General features: G+C 71.9%; 20 protein-coding genes and 1 pseudogene. 8 read left to right on the top strand and 13 right to left on the bottom strand.

The genetic code is table 11. From position 1 onward, the window contains the following. The first annotated feature begins 36 nt into the window (after positions 1–36). Positions 37–414 carry an ATP-binding protein gene (locus Prum_RS15025; protein ID WP_173077149.1) on the top strand — a complete coding sequence of 126 codons (378 nt, stop codon included), beginning with the start codon at positions 37–39 and terminating at the stop codon, positions 412–414. Here Prum_RS15025 and Prum_RS15030 read toward each other — a convergent pair. Genes Prum_RS15030 through Prum_RS15040 form a run of 3 tightly spaced genes read right to left on the bottom strand, consistent with a single transcriptional unit; the run spans position 411 to position 3,525 of the window. Continuing rightward, positions 411–1,055: a response regulator gene (locus Prum_RS15030; protein ID WP_173083765.1), complete on the bottom strand. Its 645-nt coding sequence runs from the start codon at positions 1,053–1,055 to the stop codon at positions 411–413. The two genes, Prum_RS15025 and Prum_RS15030, sit on opposite strands and share 4 nt — an antisense overlap. 8 nt (positions 1,056–1,063) lie before the next feature. Beyond that, positions 1,064–2,188 carry a MacS family sensor histidine kinase gene (gene macS / locus Prum_RS15035; RefSeq protein ID WP_173077150.1) on the bottom strand — a complete coding sequence of 375 codons (1,125 nt, stop codon included), beginning with the start codon at positions 2,186–2,188 and terminating at the stop codon, positions 1,064–1,066. Then, positions 2,188–3,525: a PP2C family protein-serine/threonine phosphatase gene (locus tag Prum_RS15040; RefSeq protein ID WP_173077151.1), complete on the bottom strand. Its 1,338-nt coding sequence runs from the start codon at positions 3,523–3,525 to the stop codon at positions 2,188–2,190. Before Prum_RS15040 ends, macS begins: the two co-directional genes overlap by 1 nt. A 38-nt stretch (positions 3,526–3,563) precedes the next feature. Between Prum_RS15040 and Prum_RS15045 the strand changes: the two genes are divergently transcribed. After that, positions 3,564–3,989: an ATP-binding protein gene (locus tag Prum_RS15045; RefSeq protein WP_173083766.1), complete on the top strand. Its 426-nt coding sequence runs from the start codon at positions 3,564–3,566 to the stop codon at positions 3,987–3,989. Here the strand turns inward: Prum_RS15045 and Prum_RS15050 are convergent. From Prum_RS15050 to Prum_RS15055, 3 genes are all read right to left on the bottom strand, one after another. Further along, positions 3,966–4,904: a ribose-phosphate diphosphokinase gene (locus Prum_RS15050; RefSeq protein WP_173077152.1), complete on the bottom strand. Its 939-nt coding sequence runs from the start codon at positions 4,902–4,904 to the stop codon at positions 3,966–3,968. The two genes, Prum_RS15045 and Prum_RS15050, sit on opposite strands and share 24 nt — an antisense overlap. Positions 4,905–5,024: 120 nt before the next feature. Beyond that, entirely contained in the window at positions 5,025–5,486 is a 462-nt protein-coding gene (locus Prum_RS49530) for an MFS transporter (RefSeq protein WP_218577247.1), read from the bottom strand. Further along, entirely contained in the window at positions 5,450–6,445 is a 996-nt protein-coding gene (locus Prum_RS15055; protein WP_218577248.1) for an MFS transporter, read from the bottom strand. Before Prum_RS15055 ends, Prum_RS49530 begins: the two co-directional genes overlap by 37 nt. Positions 6,446–6,528: 83 nt before the next feature. Between Prum_RS15055 and Prum_RS15060 the strand changes: the two genes are divergently transcribed. Next, positions 6,529–7,146, top strand: a complete 618-nt coding sequence (locus tag Prum_RS15060; RefSeq protein ID WP_173077153.1) for a TetR/AcrR family transcriptional regulator — start codon at positions 6,529–6,531, stop codon at positions 7,144–7,146. Here Prum_RS15060 and Prum_RS15065 read toward each other — a convergent pair. Further along, positions 7,116–7,946: a phosphoribosylaminoimidazolesuccinocarboxamide synthase gene (locus Prum_RS15065; protein ID WP_173077154.1), complete on the bottom strand. Its 831-nt coding sequence runs from the start codon at positions 7,944–7,946 to the stop codon at positions 7,116–7,118. The genes Prum_RS15060 and Prum_RS15065 overlap by 31 nt on opposite strands. Positions 7,947–7,991: 45 nt before the next feature. Here Prum_RS15065 and Prum_RS15070 point away from each other — a divergent pair, with 45 nt between their 5' ends. Beyond that, positions 7,992–8,762: a polyprenol monophosphomannose synthase gene (locus Prum_RS15070; RefSeq protein WP_173077155.1), complete on the top strand. Its 771-nt coding sequence runs from the start codon at positions 7,992–7,994 to the stop codon at positions 8,760–8,762. Here Prum_RS15070 and Prum_RS15075 read toward each other — a convergent pair. The 5 genes from Prum_RS15075 to Prum_RS15095 all read right to left on the bottom strand — a co-directional run bounded on the left by Prum_RS15075 (position 8,759) and on the right by Prum_RS15095 (position 13,656). Next, a complete protein-coding gene (locus Prum_RS15075) occupies positions 8,759–8,938 on the bottom strand; it encodes a hypothetical protein (RefSeq protein ID WP_173077156.1) in 180 nt (59 codons plus the stop codon). The genes Prum_RS15070 and Prum_RS15075 overlap by 4 nt on opposite strands. An 86-nt stretch (positions 8,939–9,024) precedes the next feature. Then, positions 9,025–12,282: a S8 family serine peptidase gene (locus tag Prum_RS15080; RefSeq protein WP_246277900.1), complete on the bottom strand. Its 3,258-nt coding sequence runs from the start codon at positions 12,280–12,282 to the stop codon at positions 9,025–9,027. Positions 12,283–12,419: 137 nt separating this feature from the next. Then, a complete protein-coding gene (locus Prum_RS15085; RefSeq protein ID WP_218577249.1) occupies positions 12,420–13,034 on the bottom strand; it encodes a pyridoxamine 5'-phosphate oxidase family protein in 615 nt (204 codons plus the stop codon). Continuing rightward, complete coding sequence (locus tag Prum_RS15090; protein WP_173077158.1) at positions 13,031–13,357, bottom strand: GNAT family N-acetyltransferase; 327 nt, start codon at positions 13,355–13,357, stop codon at positions 13,031–13,033. Before Prum_RS15090 ends, Prum_RS15085 begins: the two co-directional genes overlap by 4 nt. After that, positions 13,354–13,656, bottom strand: a complete 303-nt coding sequence (locus Prum_RS15095) for a metal-sensitive transcriptional regulator (protein WP_173077159.1) — start codon at positions 13,654–13,656, stop codon at positions 13,354–13,356. Before Prum_RS15095 ends, Prum_RS15090 begins: the two co-directional genes overlap by 4 nt. A 48-nt stretch (positions 13,657–13,704) precedes the next feature. Between Prum_RS15095 and Prum_RS15100 the strand changes: the two genes are divergently transcribed. Next, positions 13,705–15,684 (top strand): copper-translocating P-type ATPase, encoded by a 1,980-nt coding sequence (locus Prum_RS15100; protein WP_173077160.1) that lies wholly within the window; start codon positions 13,705–13,707, stop codon positions 15,682–15,684. Between the two features lie 588 nt (positions 15,685–16,272). Here the strand turns inward: Prum_RS15100 and Prum_RS15105 are convergent. Beyond that, positions 16,273–18,492, bottom strand: coding sequence for a heavy metal translocating P-type ATPase (locus Prum_RS15105; protein WP_173077161.1), 2,220 nt, complete (start codon positions 18,490–18,492; stop codon positions 16,273–16,275). A 159-nt stretch (positions 18,493–18,651) separates the two neighbouring features. Between Prum_RS15105 and Prum_RS15110 the strand changes: the two genes are divergently transcribed. From Prum_RS15110 to Prum_RS15120, 3 genes and pseudogenes are all read left to right on the top strand, one after another. Further along, positions 18,652–19,404, top strand: a complete 753-nt coding sequence (locus tag Prum_RS15110) for a DeoR/GlpR family DNA-binding transcription regulator (protein ID WP_173077162.1) — start codon at positions 18,652–18,654, stop codon at positions 19,402–19,404. A gap of 76 nt (positions 19,405–19,480) precedes the next feature. Further along, positions 19,481–22,263: pseudogene (locus Prum_RS15115) on the top strand (glycoside hydrolase family 2 TIM barrel-domain containing protein). Continuing rightward, the gene (locus tag Prum_RS15120; RefSeq protein ID WP_173077163.1) at positions 22,260–23,231 is read left to right on the top strand and encodes a glycoside hydrolase family 76 protein; all 972 of its coding nucleotides are present in this window, start codon (positions 22,260–22,262) and stop codon (positions 23,229–23,231) included. The pseudogene Prum_RS15115 and the gene Prum_RS15120 overlap by 4 nt, the downstream one beginning before the upstream one ends. Positions 23,232–23,269 lie beyond the last annotated feature (38 nt).

Raw genomic sequence — 23,269 nt, forward strand, 5'->3', positions numbered from 1 at the left:
GACCGGAACGGGTAAGAGTCACGTCAGGTGACCGATATGCAGAGTGCTGGGACGACGACGCTGAACTTCACCCTGAACCCGGTGGTGGAGGCGGCCCGACAGGCCCGCGCGCTCGTCACGGACGCGTGTGGCCAGTGGCACCGGCCGGATCTGGCCGAATCAGCTCATCTCGCCATAACCGAGCTGGTCAACAACGTGGTAGCGCACGCCCGTACGCCGATGCGGGTGGACCTCGCCTTGCGGGACGGGGAGCTGTACATCGCCGTACGCGATTACTCGCACGAGCCACCGCGCCCCAGCGTCCCGACCCTGAGCGGGGGGCGTGGCCTGCTGGTGGTCGAGGGCGTGGCGCGCCGCTGGGGCTGCACCCCGCGCCGGGACGGCAAGGTGGTCTGGGCGGTGATCGGCGGCTAGTCGGACGAGTCCAGCCCGCGCTCGATCGCGTACCGGGTCAGCTCCACCCGGTTGTGCAGGTGCAGCTTGCCCAGCGTGTTCTGCACGTGGTTCTGCACGGTGCGGTGGGACAGGCCGAGCCGGGCGGCGATCTGCTTGTACGACAGGCCCTTGGCGACCAGCCGCAGCACCTCGGTCTCCCGCTCGGTCAACTGTGGTGCTCCGTCGTCGGCGGCCCGGCCGCCCGGATGCACGGCCAGCCGCCGGTACTCGCCGAGCACCAGGCCCGCCAGCCCAGGCGTGAAGACGGCGTCGCCGGCGGCCGTGCGGCGTACCGCCTCCAGGAACTCCTGCTGCCCCGCCGACTTGACCAGGTAGCCGGTGGCGCCCGCCTTGACCGCGTCGAGCACGCTCTGCTCCTCGCCGCTGGCGGACAGCATCAGGATCCGCACCTCCGGCACCACCGCCGCCAGGCCACGGATCACCTCGACGCCGGAAATGTCGGGCAATTGCAGGTCGAGCACGACCACGTCCGGCCGGGCCGCACCGGCGATGCGCACCGCCTGCCGGCCCTCCCCGGTGGTCGCCACGACCTCGTAGCCCGCCTCGGTCAGGTCGCGTGCCACGCCCTGCCGCCACATCGGGTGGTCATCGACCACCATCACCCGCGTCACGCGCCCACCCTAAGCCGCAGCTCCACCTCCGTGCCCTCCCCGGGTACCGAGACGATCTCCACCGACCCGCCCAGCTCGGCGATCCGGCCGCGGATGGACTGCGCCACGCCCAGCCGGCCCTGCCCGGCGGCCTCGGCGAGCCGCCCGGCGGGGATGCCCGGCCCGTCGTCGCGTACCGACACGGTGACGCCGCCGGCCTCCTCCTCGAGCAGCACCCATGCCCGGGTCTGCGGGCCACAGTGGCGTCCCACGTTGTCCAGCGCCGCCCCGACGGCGGCCCCGATCTCGCGGGCGACGCGGGTCGGCAGCCGTACCGGGGTGGCCGGCACCGCCACCGACACCGTCGTCGCCGCGTGCGCCTGGAGGAGCACGCGGAGATCGACGTCGGAGTCGACGCCGGACAGCGGCGTGGCGATCAGCGACCGCAGCGCCGCCTCCTGCTCACCGGCGAGCCGGGCCAGCTCGCCGGCCTCCCCGCCCAGGTGCGCGCCGCGCCGCTGGACCAGCGCCAGCACCTGGAGCACCGAGTCGTGGATGCCGCGCGCCAGCCGGTCCCGCTCGCGCGTCGCGGCCTCCAGCTCCACCGCGCGCTGCATCCGCTGCTCGGACTCCACCGCGAGCCGGGCGACATGGCCGACCGCCACCCCGGCGAGCAGCATCAGCATCAGGCCGGTGACCGAGGATTGCGTCAGCTTCGCGCGTACCGTCAAATCGGCGGCACCGACGATCAAGGCCGCGGTGGCCCCACGACGGCGGCCGCCGGACACCGCCCAGCTCAGCACCGGACCGGCCTGCCAGGCGACGGCGAGCGACGCCGCCCCGGCGTCGAGCGCCGCGCGGCCCACGACCCACGGCGAGGCCAGGAGCACGGCGAGCGTCACCGCCAGGTCCGCGATCAGCAGCGGCCACCGCCGCCACTCCGGACGCGAGTACAGGTACGCGGCGGCCAGCGACCACCCCACGAGTACGACCAGCGCCGGCACCGCCGCGAGCGGGTGCGCGTAGCCGCCGGCGTTGAGCGCGACCATCGCGATGGCGTACGCCACCGAGGCGAAGCGGAACACGGCGATCGCGCGCCACAGCGGCCCCTGGAAGGTGCCGGGTGTGGACCCCGCGGCCATTACCGGGGTACGGCGCGGAGCGCCAGCACACAGGTGTCGTCATCCGGGTTGGCGGGTTCGAGCCGGGCCAGCAGCTCTTGCAGCGGCAGCTCGGCCGAGCCGTTGACCGTACGCAGCAACGGTCCGAGCCAGTCGGTCTCGAACGTCCCCCGCCGCTCGATCAGGCCGTCGGTGAACAGCAGCATGGTGTCCCCGGCCGCGAGCGCGGTGGTGGCGGTGGCGTACCGGGCGGAGCGCACCGCCCCGACGAGCATGCCGGCCGGGCGGTCCAGCACCGCGGCGCCGTCGGCGGTGAGCATGATCGGCGGCGGGTGCCCGGCCTGCGCCCAGGTCACCGACGACGTCTGCGGGTCGAAGCGGGCCACCGCCACGGTCGCCATGGGCCGGCTGGGGTCGTCACACGCCATGCGGTTGAGGTATTCGAGCAGCTCGGCCGGATCGGTGGTGGTCACCGCCAGGGCGGCCAGCGCATGCCGGAGCCGCGCCATGGTGGCCGCCGCCGACATGCCGTGCCCGGCGACGTCGCCGACCGCGAGCAGGGTGCGGTCGCCGGGCAGGTGGACCAGGTCGAACCAGTCCCCGCCCACCCGCGCGGTCTCCTCGGCCGGCTGGTAGCGCACCGCGGCCCGCAGCCCGGGGCAGCGGATCGTGCCGGCCGGCAGCGGCTGGATGACCTGCTGGAGGGCGGCCACGACGCGGTGCTCGGTCTGCAGGCTGCGCTGCCGCTCGACCAGTTTCGCCTCGACGTCGGCCAGCCGGACCCGGTCGTGTCCGGCCTCGAAGACGGTGACGTCCTGGATGACTCCGTACACCTTGCGGGCCCGGCCGCCCAGCCCGCGCTCCGCCTCGAAGACGGCCCGCAGGTACTTCACCCCGCTCGGGACGGTGATCCGGAACGTGAGGTCGATCGGCTGTGCGTCGCCGAGCAGCAGTTGGGCCGCCTTGCCCACCCTGTCGACATCGTCGGGGTGGACGTACTCGCCGCCCGCCGCCAGGCTCGCCGGCCCGGCCGCCCGCTCCCGCTCGAAGATCTCGAAGAGGTGGTCGGACCAGTCGACGGTGTCGCTGGTCAGGTCCCATTCCGCCCAGCCCAGGTTGCCCAGCCGCTCGGTACGCGCGAGGCGCTCGGCGTAGCGCTCGGCCTCGCCGTTGGGGGACGTCGCCGGGTCGAACACCTCACTCGGCGCCGCCATCGCCAGCACCGCCACCGCCGCCTCGGGCAGGTCCACTCCGTACCGGGCGGCGAGCCGGTCCAGGTGCGCCCGAGCCTGCGCCGCGTCGCAGCTCAACCGGCGGCGGATCACCTCGACGGCCCTCATCACGGTGCTGTCCGGCACTCACTGACCATCCCACACGGCGTCCAGCAGCGGCGACACTGTCGCCGCTTCGGTACGGTGGGCGCATCGAGACGCTGCTCGCCGAAACCTTCGAACGCAGTCAGGTGACCCAGCTGCGGCACGCCGTCGCGTCGTGCGTGGCCGCCGCGGGCCTGGTCGGGCAGCGGCTCGACGACTTCGTCCTCGCCGTCAACGAGCTGATCACGAACGCCGTACGGCATGGCGGTGGCACCGGCCAGATCCGGCTCTGGCGCGCCGACGGCACCCTCGAGTGCGAGGTCTCCGACGCCGGAAACGGCTTCGACGGCGGCGCGCCGACCGACAGCCGGCCGGCACCGGACTCGCCGAGCGGCTGGGGGCTGTGGCTGGCGCGCCGGCTCAGCGACCACATGGACGTACGCACCGGGCCGGACGGCACGACGGTACGGATCAGCACGACGCTAGCCGAAGAGCGCGCTCACTGACTCGCCATTGTGGATACGACGCATCGCCTCGGCGAGCGCCGGCGCCACCGAGAGCACCCGCAGCTTGGGCACCCGCTTCGTGGCCGGGATCGGCACGGTGTTGGTGCACACGATCTCGAGCACGCCGTCCTGCTCGCTGAGCCGGTCCAGCGCGCCGCTGGAGAAGAGCCCGTGCGTACAGGCGAGCCGGATCGAGCGGACCTTCAGCTCGCGCAGGTGATCCATCAGCTCGATGGCGGTGCTGCCCTTGGCGATCTCGTCGTCCAGCACGATCACGTCGCGGTCCACCACGTCGCCGATCACCGCGCTGATCTGCACCCGGTCGTCGGGGAAGCGCTGCTTGGCGCCGGCTGCCACCGGCGTACCGATCATGCGGGCGAAGTGCGACGCCTCCTTGGCGTTGCCGAGGTCCGGCGAGACAACGACGGCATCGGTGAGGTCGTACTGCCGGAAGTGGGCGGCCAGCTCGCGCAGGGCGTGCAGGTGGTCGACCGGCATGCTGAAGAAGCCGTGCACCTGCGGGGAGTGCAGCGTCATGGCCAGCACGCGGTCGGCGCCCGCGGTCGCCAGCAGGTCCGCCACCAGGCGCGCGCCGATCGAGATGCGCGGCTCGTCCTTCTTGTCCGAACGGGCGTACGCGTAGTGCGGCATCACCACCGTGATCCGCCCCGCCGAGGCGCCCCGGGCCGCGTCCAGCATCAGCAACAGCTCGACCAGGTGCTCCTGTACGGGCGGGACGAGCGGCTGGATGAGGAAGACGTCCCGCTCCCGGCAGTTCGCTTCGAGCTGCACCTCCAGGCAGTCGTTCGCGAAGCGGGAGACACGTACGGGGTGCAGCGGGACGCCGAGGTGGGCGCAGATCTCCTCCGCCAGTTCGGGATGGGCAGTACCACTAAAGACCGCGATGTCACGCACAGTCCGAATCTTAGTTGCCCTCCCCCGCGCGCAGCCCACCTCCCACCCACCCCTCACCCCCGCCCCGCGCGCCCCTCGCGCGTCCTCCTTGCGCGCGCCGATCAAGGCCCGCCTCGTCGATCAAGGGTTTTTGCGTCGATCAAGGGCAAATGGTCGCGCTTTGATCTCCGATCCACGACCGTTTGCCCTTGATCGACGCAAAAACCCTTGATCGGTGCGCGGCGCGCGTGCCGTCACCGTCGAGGCGCGTGGGCCGGGGAGGAGCAGCGTCGCCGCCGCGGCCGCCACCAGGGTCAGCGCGGCGACCTCGAAGGCGCGACCGTAGCCGGCCACCCCCTGGCCCGCCGCGATCGTGGCCAGCGCCGCCAACCCGATCGAGCCGCCGACCTGGCGGGACGAGTTCAGCAGGCCGGACACCAGGCCGGCGTCCGACCGTTCCACGCCGGTCGTGGCGGCCGCCGCCAGCGGGGTGAACGTCAGCCCGATCCCGAACGTCATCACCACGCCCGGCAGCAGCACCCCGGTGACGAGTCCACTGTCGACCGTCAGCCGCGACTGCCAGGCGAAGCCCGCGGCGGCCACCAGCGCCCGAGCACCACCAGGGGGCGTACGCCGAAGCGCGTCATCAGCCGGGGCGCGAGCCGGGCCGCCACGATGATCGCGAACGTGTGCGGCAGGAACGCCAGACCGGTCGTCAGGGCGCCGTAGCCGCGCACGTTCTGCAGGTAGAGCGAGATGAAGTACCACATCGCGAAGCCCGCGGCGCCGGTCAGCAGGATGACAACGTTGGCGCCAGTCACCGCGCGGGATCGGAAGATCCGCAGCGGCATCAGCGGCTGGCGGGCGACCCGCGCCTGTACGGCGACGAAGACCGCGAGCAACGCCAGCCCGACGAGCAGTGGCACGAGGGCGGTCTGGGTCACACCGAGCGCGAGCGCCGACAGGCCGGCGGTCGCGGTCACGGCGCCGAGCACGTCGAGGCGCCGCCCGGCGCCATCCCGGCCGGGGTCGAGCACGAGCAGCGCCGCGACGATGACCGCCGCGCCGATCGGCACGTTGATCAGCAACGTCCACCGCCAGGAGAGCAGGTCGGTCAGCAGGCCGCCGAACACCGAGCCGGCCGCGCCGCCCGCCGCGCCGACCGCGCTCCACACCGCGATCGCGCGGGCCCGCTTCGGCCCTTCCGGGTACGTCGTTGTCAGGATCGCGAGAGTGGCGGGCATGAGGAGCGCGCCGCCGAGTCCCTGCGCGGCCCGGGCGGCGACGAGCACACCGGGCGCGGTCGCGAGGCCACCCACGAGGCTCGCACCGGCGAAGAGCGCCAAGCCCGCGATCAGGGTACGGCGGCGGCCGTAAAGGTCGGCGGCCCGCCCGCCGAGCAGCAGGAACCCGGCGAACGTCAGGGCGTACGCGTTGACCACCCACTCCAGGCCGGTCGCGCCGAACCCGAGGTCGTCGCGCATCGCCGGCAGGGCGACGTTGACGATCGACACATCGAGTACGACGAGGAACTGTGCCGCGCAGGTGACGAGCAGCTTCATGGGACTCCAATCGGAGCGGAGCGTTCGGTTCCGCTTGGAGCCTAACGGAATGAGTCGCTCCGGAAGCCGGTAAGCTCCGTCACATGAGCCGCCGCGCGGAGGCCGACCGCAACGACGAGGCCGTGTTCCTCGCCGCCCGGGAGGTCTTTGCCGAGTTGGGCGCGGACGCGCCGATGTCGGCCATCGCCGCCAAGGCCGAGGTCGGCATGGGTACGCTCTACCGCCGCTACCCCAGCAAGGTCGACCTGATGCGGGCGGTCTGCACCACCTCGATGGAGCGCTCGATGGCCGAGGCCGAGGCGGCCCTCGCCGAGGAGCCGGACGGCTGGTCCGCGCTCACCCGGTACATGTGGCGCTGCCTGGAGCTGCGGGTCGGCTCGCTGGCCCGGCTGGCGGGCACGTTTCCGGCGACCGAGGAGATGTTCGCGCTCGCCGATCGGGGGCACAAGACGATCGACGAGATGATCGGGCGGGCCCAGGCCGAGGGCGCGCTGCGTGCCGACGTCACCAGCGCCGACATCGTGCTGACGATCAGCGAGATGAGCGCGCTACCGGGCGGCCCGTACCGGCACCGCTGGATGGCGCTCGTGCTCGACGGGCTGCGCGCGCCGGGCGGCGGCCCACTGCCCGGCCCCGCACCCGACTGGGGCAGCGTCCGGGACCGGTGGGTCTACCAGGACCGGCCGGTCAGCCGCTCGTAGATCTCCACATACCGCGCCCGGGAGACCTCGACCACGTCCGCGGGCAGCTCCGGCGCCGGAGCCTGCTTGTCCCAGCCGGTGCCGGCCGCCCAGTCCCGCAGGTACTGCTTGTCGAACGAGAACTGCGCCCGACCCGGCTGCCACGAGTCGGCCGGCCAGAACCGGGACGAGTCCGGGGTCAGCACCTCGTCGCCCAGCACCAGCGAGCCGTCCGCCGCCCAGCCAAGCTCGATCTTGGTGTCGGCGATGATGACGCCCCGTTCGGCCGCGATCTCGGCGCCCCGCCGGTACACCGCCAGCGTGATCCGCCGCAGCTCCACGGCCGTCTCCGCGCCCACCTCGGCGACCACGTCGTCGTACGTGATGAACTCGTCGTGCTCGCCGATCGGCGCCTTGGTCGTCGGGGTGAACACCGGCTCCGGCAGCCGGTCTGCCTCGACCAGCCCGGACGGCAGCGGTACGCCCGACACGGCGCCCGACTTCTCGTACTCCTTGAGGCCGAGACCGGTGAGGTAGCCGCGGGCGATGCACTCGACGGGCACCATCCGCAGCCGCCGGCAGCGGATCGCCCGCCCGGCGAACTCCGCGGGCACATCCGTCGCCGAGATGACGTGGTGCGGCACCAGGTCGGCGAGCTGCTCGAACCACCACAGAGACAGCCGGGTCAGCACCGCGCCCTTGTCCGGGATCGGTGTGGGGAGGACCACGTCGTACACCGAGACCCGGTCGGAGGCGACCAGGATCAGGTCGTCGCCGTCCGCGTACACGTCCCTGACCTTGCCCGAATGCAGTAGCTCCACTCAGTGCTCCTCGATGCGCCGACGGTCGAGCGTTACCCTAACGCGGTGACAAACGCTGTCGAGTTGCCCGCCCCCTGGTGCGACGTTCCATTGACTGTTGTCGTTCCCACCTTCAACGAGGTGGACAACGTGCCCCGGCTCGTCGAGCGGCTCCTCGCGCTCCGGCTACCCGGGCTGCACGTGCTGATCGCCGACGACAACTCTCCGGACGGCACCGGCGAGGTGGCCGACAAGCTCGCCACGGAAAATCCGGGGCGCGTCACGGTCGTCCACCGCGCGGGCAAGGAGGGTCTCGGCCGGGCGTACGTCGACGGCATGAGCCGCGCGCTCGACGCCGGCGCCGCGTACGTCGCGCAGATGGACGCTGACCTGTCGCACCCGCCGGAGGCGCTGCCCGGCCTGCTCGGCACGCTGCTGGCCACCCAGGCCGGCGTGGTCATCGGGTCACGCTACGTACCCGGCGGCGAGCTGGACGAGAACTGGCCGTTCTACCGCCGGGCCCTGTCCGGCTGGGCCAACTTCTACGTACACACGCTGCTCAACGTGCGGATCCGCGACCTGACCGCGGGCTTCAAGGTGTGGCGGGCCGACGTGCTGCGCGACGTCGACCTGAGCCGGGTGCAGTCGAACGGGTACAGCTTCCAGGTGGAGATGCACTACCTGGCGACGCGGCAGGGCCACACGATCATCGAGGTGCCGATCCGCTTCGAGGAGCGCACCAGCGGGGCGTCCAAGATGACCACCCGTACCAAGGTGGAGAGCGCCGTGATGCCGTTCCGCCTGCGCTGGAAGCACCGCGCGGGCGGCGCGGCCTAGCGGCGGCCCCGGCGTCCGCGCGCCGCCATCATCAGCCCGAGTACGACGATCGCGACCACCACCAGGCAGCACAGCCCCGCGATGAGCGAGGCGCCGCCCATCCGCGGCCGGCGGCGGGCCACTTCCAGGATTGGCTCGTTGTTGGCGGCCCAGACAGCTGCTTTGTAGAGCACCATGCCCTCATGCTCCTCCTTAGGTGCAAGGAAGGGCCCCCTGCTATGCAAAAAGCGATAACAGGGGGCCCTTCCTTGCACCTAAACCCCTAGCTGACCGTGCCGATCGCCACGCCGCCGCGGCCGACCACGGCGCCCTCGTCGGTCACGAAGAGCGCCTCGCCGAAGAGGCTGCGCCCGCCGGCCGGCACCGACAGCGCGGTCACCGTGCCGCTGACCGTCGTCGTGGCGCCGTTGGCCAGCGTCACCAGCGCGGACGGCACCGAGATCGAGCCGAGCGACGCCGCGTAGAACACGTCGCGGTAGTCGTACGCCGTCGAGCCCGCCGGCACGGCGAACCCGTCGATCTCGATGGTGTACGTCCCGGGCTGCGGGTTCGGGATCGACACCGACTCCTCGGAGTCGCCGTCGGCCTCGAACGCCACCAGCGTGGCACCGCGGAACACGAAGAGGTCCAGGTCGGCACCCGGGTCACTCGGGTTGCCGATCACCGCGTCGAGCGACGTGGCGCCGGCCGGCACGACCACGTCGTACGTCTGCACCTCGCCGTCGGCGATGGTGGGACGCTGGACGGAGGCGCTACCGAGCGACCCGCCCTGGGCCGCCACGTTGATCGGGCCGAACTGGTTCGTGAGCGTCCAGGAGACCGGGTTGGCCTGGCCGGCCGTCACGGACGGCAGGTCGATCACCTCCGGCGCGACCGAGACGCCCTGCACCCGGGCGGTGAGCTGGAACGGGTTGTTGAGCGCCGGCGACGTACGCCGGGACTCGACCTCGATCTCCCAGACTCCCGGGATCGGCTTCTCGTACGAGCGCTCCTGCGGCTTGCACACCGCCGGGTCGGAGAAGTTCGTGTAGCAGAACGGGCTGCTGTTGTCCTCCTGCCGTACGCCGTGCGGGTTGAACGTGATGAACCGCGTCTGCGAGCCGGTCGCGATGCCGGAGAGGTTGACCTGCAGCGCCGCCGCGCCGGCCGGCACGGTGACGAAGAAGGTCTGGTGCGAGTTGCGGTCCACCTCGCCCGAGGCGCTGAACGCGAAGTTCGGCTGCTTCACGTCGTTGGCCGCGACCACGGTGTTGAGCACCTCGTAGTCCACGGTGGACGTGGCCGGGTCGTCGACCCGCAGCAGCGCGCCGTGCGCGCCGACGCTCGGCTTGGCCTGGATGGAGATGTTGACGGTCTTGTTCAGCGGCAGCACCACGAACCGCGGCGCGGAGAACGTGCCGTCGTTGCCCAGCCAGCTCAGCTGGTGCGTGACCGCCTTGGCCGGCCCGCTCGTCCGGGTCAGCTTCAGCGTGTACGACTTGGACTGCCCCGGCTTGTGCCCGCCATTGCTCGCGGCGCACCGGTTGTAGATGCCGGTGCCCACGCCGGGCGTCTCCAGGAAGCTGGACAGCTCGGTGCAGACCGGCGCCTGCGAGGTGTATGTCCGGGTCTGCACGCCGCCGCGCAGCAGCGACCAGGCGCCCGGCACGTTGACCATGCCGCTGCCCTGCCCGAACGCGGGCACGCCGTCGATCCACTTGGCCGAGCTGTACAGCGCCCGGCGCAGCGCGGCCGGGGTGACGCCCCGGTCGGTCGCCTTCGCGGCGGACAGCAGCAGGGCCACCGCACCCGCGGTCTGCGGGGACGACATCGACGTACCGTTGGCCATCAGGTAGCCCGGCGGCAGGCTGTAGCCGGCCTCGGCGACCGGTGAGCCCGGCTGCCACATGGGGGCGGTGGAGATGGCCGCGCCCGGCGCGGTGATGTTGGGCTTGAAGCCGCCGTCCTCGCGCGGCCCGCGCGAGGAGAAGTTGAACAGCGCGTTCTTCTTGCGCACCACCGAGCCGTAGTTGGCCAGCCAGGTCTCCTTGCTGATGCTGGCCGCCACGCTGATCACGTCGGTGACCACGCCGGGGTCGCCGGCCGAGTTCACGCCCGGACCGTCGTTGCCGTCCGAGATGACCAGCTGTACGCCGTAGTCGCTGATCAGCCGGTTGTAGAGCTCGCCGCGGGCGTTGTTGCCGTCGTTGAACGCGGGCAGGCCGCCGATCGACATGTTCACGACGTCGACGCCGCGGTTGATGACCAGGTCGGCCATGCCGTCCATGAGCGCCGCCGCGGTGCAGCCGCCGCTCCAGTTGCAGGCCCGCCCGGAGACGATCTTCGCGCCCGGGGCGGCACCGTCGAACACGGGGTTGCCCAGCATGTCGTTCGCGGCGGTGATGCCGGCGACGTGCGAGCCGTGCGAGCTCTCCACGAGGCCGATGTTGACGAAGTCCGCGACGCCCGGCAGGCCGGCCGGGGTGGTGTCGACGTCCTCGCGGAACTCGACCACGAACGGCATCTGGTCGCGCACCGCGGTGGCCGGGTTGTCCGTACCGAAGTGGCCGACGTCGAACCTCTCCTTGTACGGCCGCATCACGGCGTCGTCGGTGAAGTTGAGGTTCTGGTTCGTGTCGACGCGGATGTCGTGGCTGACCGGGTCGTACAGGACACCGAAGAGGTCGGTGGTGTCGCCGTCCCGGTTGACGTCACCGGCGTTGTCGCCGCCGGCCGTCGTCGCCTCGTTGAACCGGTTGATCTTGTAGCTGCCGGCGGGCGCGGTCCAGGTGCCTCCCGCGAACGTGAACGTCGGGCCGGTCACGGTGGTGAGCATGGCCCGCCAGGTGCCGTCCACGTCGAAGATCGGGTCGGTCGCGGTGAACCAGTCCACGATCTTCCGCTCGCCGGTCGTCGTCGTGGCCAGGGCCGGGTTGTCCAGGTCCACGCCGGAGTCGAGGATGCCGATCGTCACGCCGCGGCCGTCCCACGTGGGGTGCTGCTGCTTGAACGCGACGGCGCCGGTCTCGTGCGTCGGCATGAACGGGTTGGCGGCCGGGGTGCTGGGGCCCGGCCCGGCGACGGCCTGCGTCCCGGTGGCGCTGGCTCCCGGCTTCGCGTCCTGCACCGGGTCGGGCAGCGCGATCGACTCGTTGAGGTCGATCGCGGCGACGCCGGGCAGCTTGGCGGCCTTGAGGACGGACTTGGTGGGGACCTGCGCGCGTACGTAGCCGACGCCGTCGTACCGCTTGGCGACCGTGGCGCCGAGCTTGGTCAGCTCGCTGGCGACGTCGTTCGTCTCACCCTTGTCGGTGGCGACGATCAGCATGACGTGCTGCTGACCCTTCGCCTCCGCCTCGGCGAGCAGGTCGACGTCGTGGGCGCCCAGCGTGTCCACGGGTGCGCTCTTGAGGACATCGGGTTCGTCGGTCGGGTCGGCGATGGCGGGGGCTCCGCCGCCCACCAGCGTCATGCCTGCCGCCACGCCTGACGCGAGCAGCAGAGCAGCGCTTCGCCGCCCCCAACTGGGGAGTTTTCTCACGTACGGTTCCTCCGGAGACAAGGGCCCTGTTGTGCAGGGCACGACTCGCGATCCTTCGCTCCGCGACAATGAGTGTCACTCCCCACACGGCCTTTGTGACCTGGCCGTGACCTTCATGGGTGCAAATTGGACGCTCGTCAGCCGTATAGCTTCTTGGCGTACTCCGGGCCGTAGTAGCGCTCCAATTCCTCCAGCGGGTCGTCCTTGCGTTCCAGGTCCTTGGCGATCCGGGCGCGGGACGGCAGCGCATCCGGGTCCCACGTCTCCGGCAGCCACAGCGCGGACCGCAGGAACGCCTTGGAGCAGTGGTAGAAGACCTGCTCGATCTCCACGACCAGGGCGAGGCGGGGCCGGTGTCCCTTGACGACCATCTGGTCGAAGAACGGCGCCTCGCGCACCAGCCGGGCCCGGCCGTTGACGCGCAGCGTGTCGCCCCGGCCGGGGATCAGGAAGAGGAGGCCCACATGCGGGTTGGCCAGCACGTTGCGGAAGCCGTCGACGCGCCGGTTGCCGGGGCGGTCCGGGATCGCGATGGTGGTGTCGTCGAGCACCAGCGCGAAGCCGGGCGGGTCGCCCTTCGGCGAGACGTCGCAGGCCCCGTCCGCGCCCGCGGTCGCGATCAGGCAGAACGGCGACTTGGCCAGCCACTGCCGGTCGTTCTCGTGCAGGGCCTTGCGTGCCTTGTTGGCGACGGCGGGCGTGGGCTCCCCCACGATCTCTTCGAGCTCGGCCAGGGAGGCAACCTCGATCACTGCACACGCTCCAAGTCGAACCGTCCGCGGTCGCCCGCGGGGACCAGGTCGAGGTACTCGGGGTGGCGCTCGATATAGCTGCGCACGAAGGGGCAGAACGGCAGCACCGCGGCCCCTTCCGCACGAGCGGCGTCGAGGGCCCCTCGGACCAGCACCGAGCCTAGCCCGCGCCCCTCGAAGCGGCTGTCAATTTCGGTGTGCGTGAACGAGATCGTCGCCCCCCTCCGCTTGTAGAGGGCGACGCCGGCCACCTCGCCGTCCACGTGCACCTCGAAGCGGCCCGCCGCCGAGTTGTCCACCACCATGGGCTCCGCGCCCGTCATGAGCGCACGAGCCGCGCGATCGCCTCGGACGCCTCGCGGACCTTCTCGTCCGCCTCGGTGCCCCCGGACGCCGCGGCCTGCACCACGCAGTGACTCAGGTGCTCATCGAGCAGGCCCAGCGCGACCGACTGGAGAGCCTTGGTCATCGCCGACACCTGGGTCAGGATGTCGATGCAGTACTTCTCTTCCTCGACCATCCGCTGCAGTCCGCGCGCCTGCCCCTCGATGCGCCGCAGCCGCTTGAGGTAGTCGTCCTTGTTGTGGATGTAGCCGTGCTGGCCGTGAGCGCTGTGGTCCATGCCGCCAGCATACCCTTGCGCTCATACCCTAGGGGGTATAGTAGCCGAATGGATGCCCACGATCACCACGATCACCACGGCCACGACAAGCACGCCGGGCACGACCCGGAGATGTTCCGCCGCAAGTTCTGGCTCAGCCTGGCACTGACCGTGCCGGTCGTGGTGACCAGCGAGATGGTCATGGACTGGTTCGGCTACTCCCTCGACTTCCCGGGCATCTCCTGGGTCGGCCCGGTGCTCGGGTCGGTCGTGTTCTTCTACGGCGGCTGGCCGTTCCTGGTCGGCGCGGTCCGGGAGGTGCGCGACCGGGCGCCCGGCATGATGCTGCTGATCTCGATGGCCATCACGGTGGCCTACGTGGCCTCGCTCGCCACCGCGGTCGACGTGTTCGACCTGGACTTCTGGTGGGAGCTGGCCGCGCTGGTCACGATCATGCTGCTGGGCCACTGGCAGGAGATGAAGGCCATCGGCCAGGCTCAGGGTGCCCTCGCGGCGCTCGCCGCACTGCTGCCCGACGAGGCCGAGCTGGTGACCGGCGAACGCAAGTCGATCGACGAGCTGCGCCCCGGCGACGTCCTCCTGGTCCGCTCCGGCGGCCGCGTGCCCGCCGACGGGCGCATCGTCGAGGGCGCCGCCGAGCTGGACGAATCCATGATCACCGGCGAATCCCGGCCGGTGCCCCGGGGCACGGGCGACCGGGTGGTCGCCGGCACCGTCGCCACCGACTCGTCCATCCGCGTACGGGTCGAGGCGGTCGGCGAGGACACCGCGCTCGCCGGCATCCAGCGCCTGGTCGCCCAGGCCCAGGAGTCCAGCGGCCGGGCCCAGGTGCTCGCCGACCGGTTCGCCGCGCTGCTCTTCTACATCGCCACCGCCGCCGCGGCGGTCACGTTCGTCGCGTGGTGGGCGCTCGGCGACGCGGACCAGGCGGTCGTCCGTACCGTGACGGTCCTGGTCATCGCCTGCCCGCACGCCCTCGGGCTGGCCATCCCGCTGGTGATCGCGCTGTCCACCGCGGTGTCCGCGCGGGCCGGCATCCTGGTCAAGGACCGCCTCGCCCTGGAGCGCATGCGCACCGTCGACGCCGTCCTGTTCGACAAGACCGGCACCCTCACCAAGGGCGCCCACAAGGTCACGGGCGTCGCGGGCGGCGAGGACGTCCTGTCACTCGCCGCCGGGGTCGAGGCCGACAGCGAGCATCCGCTCGCCAAGGCGATCGTCGCGGCCGCCGATCGGCCGGCCCAGGCCAGCAACTTCCGATCGCTGCCCGGCCGCGGCGTGCAGGCTTCGATAAACAGCATCGAGTACGCCGTGGGCGGTCCCGCCCTGCTGCGAGAGCTCGGTGCCCGGGTCCCCGACGACCTGGCCCGGAAGGCCGAAGAGTGGGCCGAGCGGGGCGCCGCCGTCCTGCACCTGATCCGCCTCGGCACCGGCGAGCCGGAAGTGCGCGGCGCGTTCGCCCTCGAAGACGAGGTACGCCCCGAAGCCCGCCAGGCCATCGCCGAGCTTCGCGAGTCGGGCGTGCGAAAGATCGCCATGATCACCGGTGACGCGCGCGCGGTCGCCGACTCGGTTGGCGCGCAACTCGGACTCGACGAGGTCTTCGCCGAGGTCCTCCCCGCAGACAAGGACCGCACGGTCGCCGACCTGCAATCCCGCGGGCACACCGTCGCGATGGTCGGCGACGGCGTCAACGACGCGCCCGCGCTGGCCCGGGCCGACGTGGGCATCGCGATCGGCGCCGGCACCGACGTCGCCATCGAGTCCGCCGGCGTGGTGCTCGCCTCGTCCGACCCGCGCGGGGTCGCCGGCGTCATCCGGCTGTCCCGCGCGTCGTACCGGAAGATGATCCAGAACCTCGGCTGGGCCGCCGGCTACAACATCCTCGCCATCCCGCTCGCCGCCGGCGTCCTAGCCTGGGCCGGCATCACGCTAAGCCCCGCAATCGGCGCCGTCCTGATGTCCGCCTCCACGATCATCGTCGCCCTAAACGCCCAACTCCTCCGCAAAGTCCACCTAACCCCCTGACCCCCACCCCCGCCCGCGCGCCCCGCCCCGCGCGCCGATCAAGGACTTCCCCGTCGATCAAGGGCGAATGGTCGTGCTTTCATCTCCGATCCACGACCGTTTACCCTTGATCGACGCGAAATCCTTGATCGACGGACGGGGCACGGACGGCAGGCCCGGTCCGCGGCGTGTCTGATCTCCCACGGAGCCGTTGATCTTTCTTGGTGGGCCAAACCGGGATCTTGCGTCCGTTTATGTCGGGCATTTCCGCCCACAAGATCCCGCCCTGCCCCACCAAGAAAGATCAAAAGGCGCAAGAGAGCGCCCTGATCACCGAAGGACCGATGCCGCCCGCGCGCGGGCTGGTGGCGCATCGTCTAGAGAGCGTTCGCCCCCGCGAACGGTTTCCCTGTCGGACCCCGGGCGGGCTTGTCTCGCGGACCTGGCAGCGCGGGTCGGGGATCTCGGCTCGCTCCGCGAGCCGCCGACCTGCGCGGTGCCCGCGGGAGCATGCGGCCCGCAGGTGACACGGACCGGGGTAAATCTGCCTGAGAATCGTTACGACGCACCGGACCCGCCATCAGCCCGGCCCGCGACTCCGAAAGCGCTCTAGCGGAACGCCCGCAGTCGCAGGCTGTTGGAGACCACGAACACCGAGGAGAACGCCATCGCGGCGCCCGCGATGATCGGGTTGAGCAGGCCGGCGGCGGCCAGCGGCAGGGCCGCGATGTTGTAGGCGAACGCCCAGAAGAGGTTGCCCTTGATCGTGCCGAGGGTGCGCCGGGAGAGCCGGATCGCGTCGGCGGCGACCCGCAGGTCACCCCGCACGAGGGTCAGGTCGGACGCCTCGATCGCGACGTCCGTGCCGGTGCCCATGGCCAGGCCCAGGTCGGCCTGGGCCAGCGCGGCCGCGTCGTTGACGCCGTCGCCGACCATCGCCACGGTCTTGCCCTCGGCCTGTAGCCGCTTGACCACGTCGACCTTGCCCGCCGGCAGCACGTCGGCGATCACCTCGTCGATGCCCACCTGGCCGGCCACCGCGCGGGCCGCGGCGGCGTTGTCGCCGGTGAGCAGCACCGGGGTCAGGCCCAGGCCGCGCAGTTGGCGGACCGCCTCGGCGCTCGTGGGCTTGACCGTGTCGGCCACCACGAGCACGGCGCGGACCGCGCCGTCGCAGCCCACCACCACGGGGGTACGCCCCAGCGCCTGCGCCGCCTCGACCGCCTGGGCCAGGGCGGCCGGCAGCTCGTACCCGCGCTCGGTCAGCAGCGCCGGCCGCCCGACCAGCACGTCCATGCCGTCGACCGTGCCGGAAACGCCGAGGCCCTCGACGTTGACGAAGTCACCGACCGGCGGCAGGGCACCGACCCGCTCGGCGGCCGCCGCCGCGATGGCCCTGGCGATGGGGTGCTCGGAGGCGTGCTCCAGCGCGCCGGCCCGGCGGAGCGCGAGCTCGTCGCCAACCACTTCCACTAGGGACATGTGGCCGGTCGTCACCGTCCCGGTCTTGTCCAGCACGACCGTGTCGACGCGACGGGTGGACTCCAGCACCTCGGGCCCCTTGATCAGGATGCCGAGCTGGGCGCCCCGGCCGGTGCCCACCAGCAGCGCGGTCGGCGTGGCCAGGCCCAGGGCGCACGGGCAGGCGATGATGAGTACGGCGACGGCGGCCGTGAACGCGGCGCCCACCGCCCCGCCGGTGCCCAGCCAGAAGCCGAGCGTGCCCACCGCGAGTGCGATCACGATCGGCACGAAGATCCCGGAGACCCGGTCGGCGAGGCGCTGCACCGCGGCCTTGCCGTTCTGCGCGTCCTCCACCAGCTTGGCCATCTGCGCGAGCTGGGTGTCGGCGCCGACCCGGGTGGCCCGTACGACGAGCCGCCCGCCCGCGTTGACCGTCGCGCCGGCCACCCCGTCACCCGGCCCGACCTCCACCGGCACCGGCTCGCCGGTGAGCATGCTCGCGTCCACGGCCGAGCTGCCGTCCTCGACGACGCCGTCGGTGGCGATCTTCTCGCCGGGGCGTACGACGAACCGGTCGCCGACCGCGAGCCGGTCGGTCGGGATGCGCTCCTCCCGGCCGTCCCGCAGCACGGCGACCTCCTTGGCGCCCAGCTCCAGCAGCGCGCGCAGGGCGGCGCCGGCGCGGCGCTTGGCCCGGGCCTCGAAGTACCGGCCGGCCAGGATCGCGGCCGTCACGCCGGCGGCCACCTCCAGGTAGAGGCTGTCCGCGCCGGCGCCCCGCTCGATGGTGAGCCGGAACGGGTGCGTCATGCCCGGCTCGCCCGCGCCGCCGAGGAACAGCGCGTACATCGACCAGGCGAACGCGGCCAGCGTGCCCATCGAGATCAGCGTGTCCATGGTCGCGGCCCCGTGCCGCAGGTTGGTCCAGGCCGCCTTGTGAAACGGCCACCCGCCGTACACCACCACGGGGGCGGCGAGCATCGCGGTCAGCCACTGCCAGTACGTGAACTGGAGCGCCGGCACCATCGACAGCACGATCACCGGCACGGCCAGGACGACGCTGATCCACAGCCGCAGGCGCAGCTCCCGCAGGTCCTCGCCGTCGCTGGGAGAAACCGGCGCGGCGGCCACCGGCGCGGGTACGCGGGCGGTGTATCCCGTCTTCTCCACCGTGGCGATCAGGTCCTGCGGGGACAGCGACGGCGGAAATTCGACCCGGGCCTTCTCGGTGGCGTAGTTGACCGTCGCGGTCACCCCGTCGAGCCGGTTGAGCTTCTTCTCGATCCGCGCCGCGCAGGAGGCACACGTCATCCCGCCGATCTGCAGCTCGATCAGCCCGGTCACGGCGTGCAGCTTCGCGGTCATGGCACCACACTATACCCCCCTATGGTATCTGTCGAGGACGCGGGGCGCCCGAGGCACGCTTCAAAAATGCGCATACTCGCGCACTCCCCGATCGGATGCGATAGAAGTCGTGCAGGATCCTGGGCCGCGATGAGCGATTATGACTGCTAGGATCCCGACATGCTTGCGCAGCAGCGCCACGAGTTGATCCTCCGGAGCCTCCGTGCCGACGGCCCCGCGGCCGTAGGAGCGCTGGCCGAGCGCCTCGGTGTGAGCCAGGCGACCATCCGCCGCGACCTGGTCCAGCTGGACCGCGCCGGCCGCCTCACCCGGGTGTACGGCGGCGCCGTGTCGGTCGCCGACCCCGACGAGCCGTTCGCCGAGGTCGCCACGGTCCGGGTGGAGGAGAAGGACGCGATCGTCGCGCGGTGCGCCGAGCTGATCAAGGATGGCGACACGATCCTGCTCGACATCGGCACCACGGCGCACCGCCTGGCGTACACGCTGCGGGGGCGCGCGCTGACGGTCATCACCAGCAACCTCGCGGTCTACGAGGTGCTCGCCGAGGACTCCGACATCCAGCTCATCCTGCTGGGCGGCGTGGTGCGGCGCAGCTACCGCTCGCTCGTCGGGTTCCTCACCGAGGACGCGCTGCGCCAGGTCCGCGCGGACAAGCTCTTCCTCGGTACGAGCGGGGTGCGCGCCGACGGGCAGGTGATGGACACGACGGTCGTCGAGGTCTCGATCAAGCGGGCGATGATCGCGGCCTCCGAGCAGATCATCCTGCTGGCCGACGCCACCAAGTTCCCGGGTACGGGGGTGGCCCGGGTCTGCGGCCCGGAAGACCTCGACATCGTCGTCACCAACACGGGAGCCGACCCGGCGACCTGCGCGCGGCTGCGCGACGCCGGCGTCGAGGTGATCGAGGCGTAGTGCCGTACTACGACGACGTCAGCCCGGGGCGGGCGTGCTCGCGCCGCGGGCCGCGTACCGGTCCGACGCCCCGGTCGTGGACCTGGACGGCCCGTGGCGGTTCCGCCTGGCGCCGCGGGTGGACCAGGTCACCGACGGCTTCGAGCGCCCCGACTTCGACGACGGCGGGTGGGACACGCTCGCCGTGCCGTCGCACTGGCAGTTGCACGGCTACGGGTCGCCGGCATACACCAATGTGGACTTCCCGTTCCCGATCGACCCGCCGTACGCGCCGGACGAGAACCCGACAGGCGAGTACCGGCGGGCGTTCGAGCTGCCGCCGGACTGGCCCGTAGGCGCGGCCGTGCTCCGGTTCGAGGGCGTCGACTCCTGCTACAAGGTCTGGCTCAACGGCCACGAGCTGGGGCACGCCAAGGGCAGCCGGCTGCCGGCCGAGTTCGCCGCCGGCGGGGCCCTGCGCCCCGGCCGCAACGTGCTCGCGGTGCGGGTGCACCAGTGGTCCTCCGGCAGCTACCTGGAGGACCAGGACATGTGGTGGCTGTCCGGCATCTTCCGCTCGGTGTCGCTCATCGCCCGGCCGCCCACCGGGATCGCCGACTACTTCGTCCACGCCGGCTATGACCATACGACCGGCACCGGCACGCTGCGCGTCGACACCGATCCGGGCGCCCGGATCACGCTGCCCGAGCTGGGCCTGGCGGACGCGCCCGCCGCCGGACCGTATGCCTTCCCCGGCGTCGAGCCGTGGTCGGCGGAGTCGCCCCGGCTGTACGACGGCGTACTGCACACGCATGGCGAGCGGGTGCCGGTGCGGATCGGCTTCCGCACGGTGTCCATCGAGGACGGTTTGCTGAAGGTCAACGGCCGGCCGATCCGCTTCCGCGGGGTCAACCGGCACGAGTGGCACCCGGAGCACGGGCGTGCGGTGCCGCTCGCCACCATGCGCGAGGACGTGCTGCTGATGAAGCGGCACAACGTCAACGCGGTGCGCACCAGCCACTACCCGCCGGACCCCGCCTTTCTCGACCTCTGCGACGAGTACGGCCTGTGGGTCGTCGACGAGTGCGACCTGGAGACACACGGCTTCGGTGAGATGGACTGGCGTGGCAACCCGTCCGGCGATCCACAGTGGAAGGTCGCGCTGATCGACCGGATCCGCCGTACCGTGGAGCGCGACAAGAACCATCCCAGCGTCGTCATGTGGTCGCTCGGCAACGAGTCCGGCACCGGCGAAAACCTGGCCGCGATGGCCGGCTGGGCGCACGAGCGCGACCCGGACCGCCCGGTGCACTACGAGGGCGACTGGGCGGACAACCGCTACGCCGACGTGTTCAGCCGGATGTACGCCGGTTACGCGGACGTCGACGCGATCGGCCGGCGCGCGGAACCCGTGACGGAAGACCCGGCGGCCGACGCCCACCGCCGCTCGCTCCCGTTCATCCTCTGCGAGTACGCCCACGCGATGGGCAACGGCCCCGGCGGCCTGAGCGAGTACGAGGAGCTGTTCGACGCGTACGAGCGGTGCCAGGGCGGGTTCGTCTGGGAGTGGATCGACCACGGGATCCGCCGCGAGGAGCCCGACGGCACGGTCTGGTACGCGTACGGCGGGGAGTTCGGCGAGCCCCTCCACGATGGACACTTCGTCATCGACGGGCTGGTCTTCCCGGACCGTACGCCGTCCCCGGGCCTGCTGGAGTACAAGAAGGTCGCCGAGCCGGTGCGGATCGCGATCGGCGACACCGTCACCGTGACCAGCCGCCGCGACCACGCGAACACCGCGGATCTGCGCTTCGTCTGGACGGTCGAGGACGAGGGATCGCCGGTCGGCGGTGGCGCGCTGGGCGTACCCGTGATGGCGCCTGGAAGCACGGCGGAGGTCCCGCTGCCCGACCTGTCGGCGCTGCCGGCGGCGGCCGGGGAGCGCTGGTTGACCGTCCGCGCGGTCCTCGCGGCGGACGCGCCGTGGGCGGAGGCCGGCCACGAGGTGGCGTGGGGTCAGGGCCGGCTCGCCACGCCGGCCCGCGCGACCCCGCGGCGCCGGCCGGCACAGCGCGAGCTGGCGGAGTTCGACCCGCGCACCGGCGCGCTGCTGAGCCTCGCCGGATATCCGGTGCAGGCGCCGCGGCTCGACCTGTGGCGGGCGCCCACCGACAACGACCGGCCGGAAAACGACTTCGTCTTCGACGGCGACTGGTCTCGGTGGAGCTGGCGCCGGGCCGGGCTGCATCGCCTGCGCCACCGGCTCGTCGAGGCGTCCTGTGTGGACGGCGTGCGCACCGTCCACACCCGGGTCGGCACGGCGGCGACCGACTTCGCGTTCGCGGTGACGTACCGGTGGACGGACGAGGGCGATCGGGTGCGGCTCGCCGTCGACGTCGAGCCGGTCGGCGAGTGGCCGACCGTGCTCCCCGGGTCGGGCTGCGCATGGCGGTGCCGGCGGAGCTCGGCACCGTGGAGTGGTTCGGCGGCGGGCCGGGCGAGGCGTACCCGGACACCCGCGCGGCGGCCCGGATCGGCCGCTTCGCCCGCACCGTCGAGCAGATGCAGACCCCGTACGTGTTTCCGCAGGAGAACGGTGCCCGCGTCGACGTGCGCTGGGCCACCCTCACCGACGGTGCCGGGCGGGGCATCCGCGTCGAGGGGGATCCGGCGTTCATCCTGACCGCGCGCCGGTGGACCAGCGAGGACCTCGACGCCGCCCAGCACGCCCACCAGTTGCGCCCGCGCGACCGGGTGTACGTCAACCTGGACGCCGCGCACCACGGCATCGGGTCGGCCTCCTGCGGCCCGGGCGTCCTGCCGCAGCACCAGCTCCGCCCCGGGCCGTTCCGGTTCGGCCTTGTCTTCGGAGCCGCATGAGCCTGCAACGGGCGGCCCGGGCGGCCGTCGACGCGATGATGGGGTTCTACGACCGGCCGACCGGGCGGTGGGAGCCCGAGCGCCCGTGGTGGCAGTCCGGCAACGCGCTGCAGGCCCTGCTGGACTACATGCTGCGCACCGGCGACACCGAATACCTGTGGGTGCTCGACCACACCGTGGAGATCCAGCGGCGGGTCTACATGGGCGGGGAGTTCCGGGCCGACTCCACCGACGACACCGCCTGGTGGGCGCTCGCGCTGGTCCGCGCGTACGACCTGACCGGCGAGCGGCGATACCTGGACATCGCCCGGACCGGTGCCGAGTTCGTCGGCGAGTACTGGGACGGCACCTGCGGGGGCGGCGTCTGGTGGGACGTCGAGCGGACGTACAAGAACGCGATCAGCAACGAGCTGTACCTCAAGCTCCTCGCCTCCCTGCACAACCGGACCCCGGGTGACACCGCCGACCTCGACCGCGCACTGGAGACCTGGCGCTGGTTCCTGGCCAGCGGGATGCTCAACGACGAGGGCCTGGTCAACGACGGGTTGAGCCAGTGCGTCAACAACGGCGGCGAGACCTGGACGTACAACCAGGGCGTCATCCTCGGCGCCCTGGTCGAGCTGCGCCGGGCCACCGGCGACGACGCCCTGCTCGCCGTCGCGCGGCGGATCGCCACGGCCACGACCACCAGCGCGTACCTGTCGCCCGGCGGCATCCTGACCGAGCCGAGCGAGGCCCGGGGAGCCGACGACGACGCGCCCTCCTTCAAGGGCATCTTCATCCGCAACCTCGACGAGCTGGACCGGGTCCTGCCCGACCGCCCCTACCGCCCTTACATCGAACGCCAGGCGAGGTCGGCGATGTCGGCGCAGGGCCCCCTATATGGCTTGCACTGGGCGGGCCCGTTCGACCGTGCCGACACGGCCCGCCAGGCGTCCGCGGTCGATCTCCTCACCGCTGCCCTGTGATCAAGGCGTCCCTCAAGTCGTTAGAACGACTTGAGGGA

It is taken from the genome of Phytohabitans rumicis (genome assembly GCF_011764445.1).
Classification (GTDB): domain Bacteria; phylum Actinomycetota; class Actinomycetes; order Mycobacteriales; family Micromonosporaceae; genus Phytohabitans; species Phytohabitans rumicis.

Bases quoted from the DNA above. Each gene is read 5' to 3' on its own strand.
- macS (WP_173077150.1), bottom strand. From the start codon at position 2,188: ATGGCCGCGGGGTCCACACCCGGCACCTTCCAGGGGCCGCTGTGGCGC.
- Prum_RS15095 (WP_173077159.1), bottom strand. From the start codon at position 13,656: ATGGACCACAGCGCTCACGGCCAGCACGGCTACATCCACAACAAGGAC.
- Prum_RS15075 (WP_173077156.1), bottom strand. From the start codon at position 8,938: ATGGTGCTCTACAAAGCAGCTGTCTGGGCCGCCAACAACGAGCCAATC.
- Prum_RS15110 (WP_173077162.1), top strand. From the start codon at position 18,652: ATGCTTGCGCAGCAGCGCCACGAGTTGATCCTCCGGAGCCTCCGTGCC.
- Prum_RS15100 (WP_173077160.1), top strand. From the start codon at position 13,705: ATGGATGCCCACGATCACCACGATCACCACGGCCACGACAAGCACGCC.
- Prum_RS15030 (WP_173083765.1), bottom strand. From the start codon at position 1,055: ATGGTGGTCGATGACCACCCGATGTGGCGGCAGGGCGTGGCACGCGAC.
- Prum_RS15120 (WP_173077163.1), top strand. From the start codon at position 22,260: ATGAGCCTGCAACGGGCGGCCCGGGCGGCCGTCGACGCGATGATGGGG.
- Prum_RS15055 (WP_218577248.1), bottom strand. From the start codon at position 6,445: ATGAAGCTGCTCGTCACCTGCGCGGCACAGTTCCTCGTCGTACTCGAT.
- Prum_RS15090 (WP_173077158.1), bottom strand. From the start codon at position 13,357: ATGACGGGCGCGGAGCCCATGGTGGTGGACAACTCGGCGGCGGGCCGC.
- Prum_RS15105 (WP_173077161.1), bottom strand. From the start codon at position 18,492: ATGACCGCGAAGCTGCACGCCGTGACCGGGCTGATCGAGCTGCAGATC.
- Prum_RS15060 (WP_173077153.1), top strand. From the start codon at position 6,529: ATGAGCCGCCGCGCGGAGGCCGACCGCAACGACGAGGCCGTGTTCCTC.
- Prum_RS15025 (WP_173077149.1), top strand. From the start codon at position 37: ATGCAGAGTGCTGGGACGACGACGCTGAACTTCACCCTGAACCCGGTG.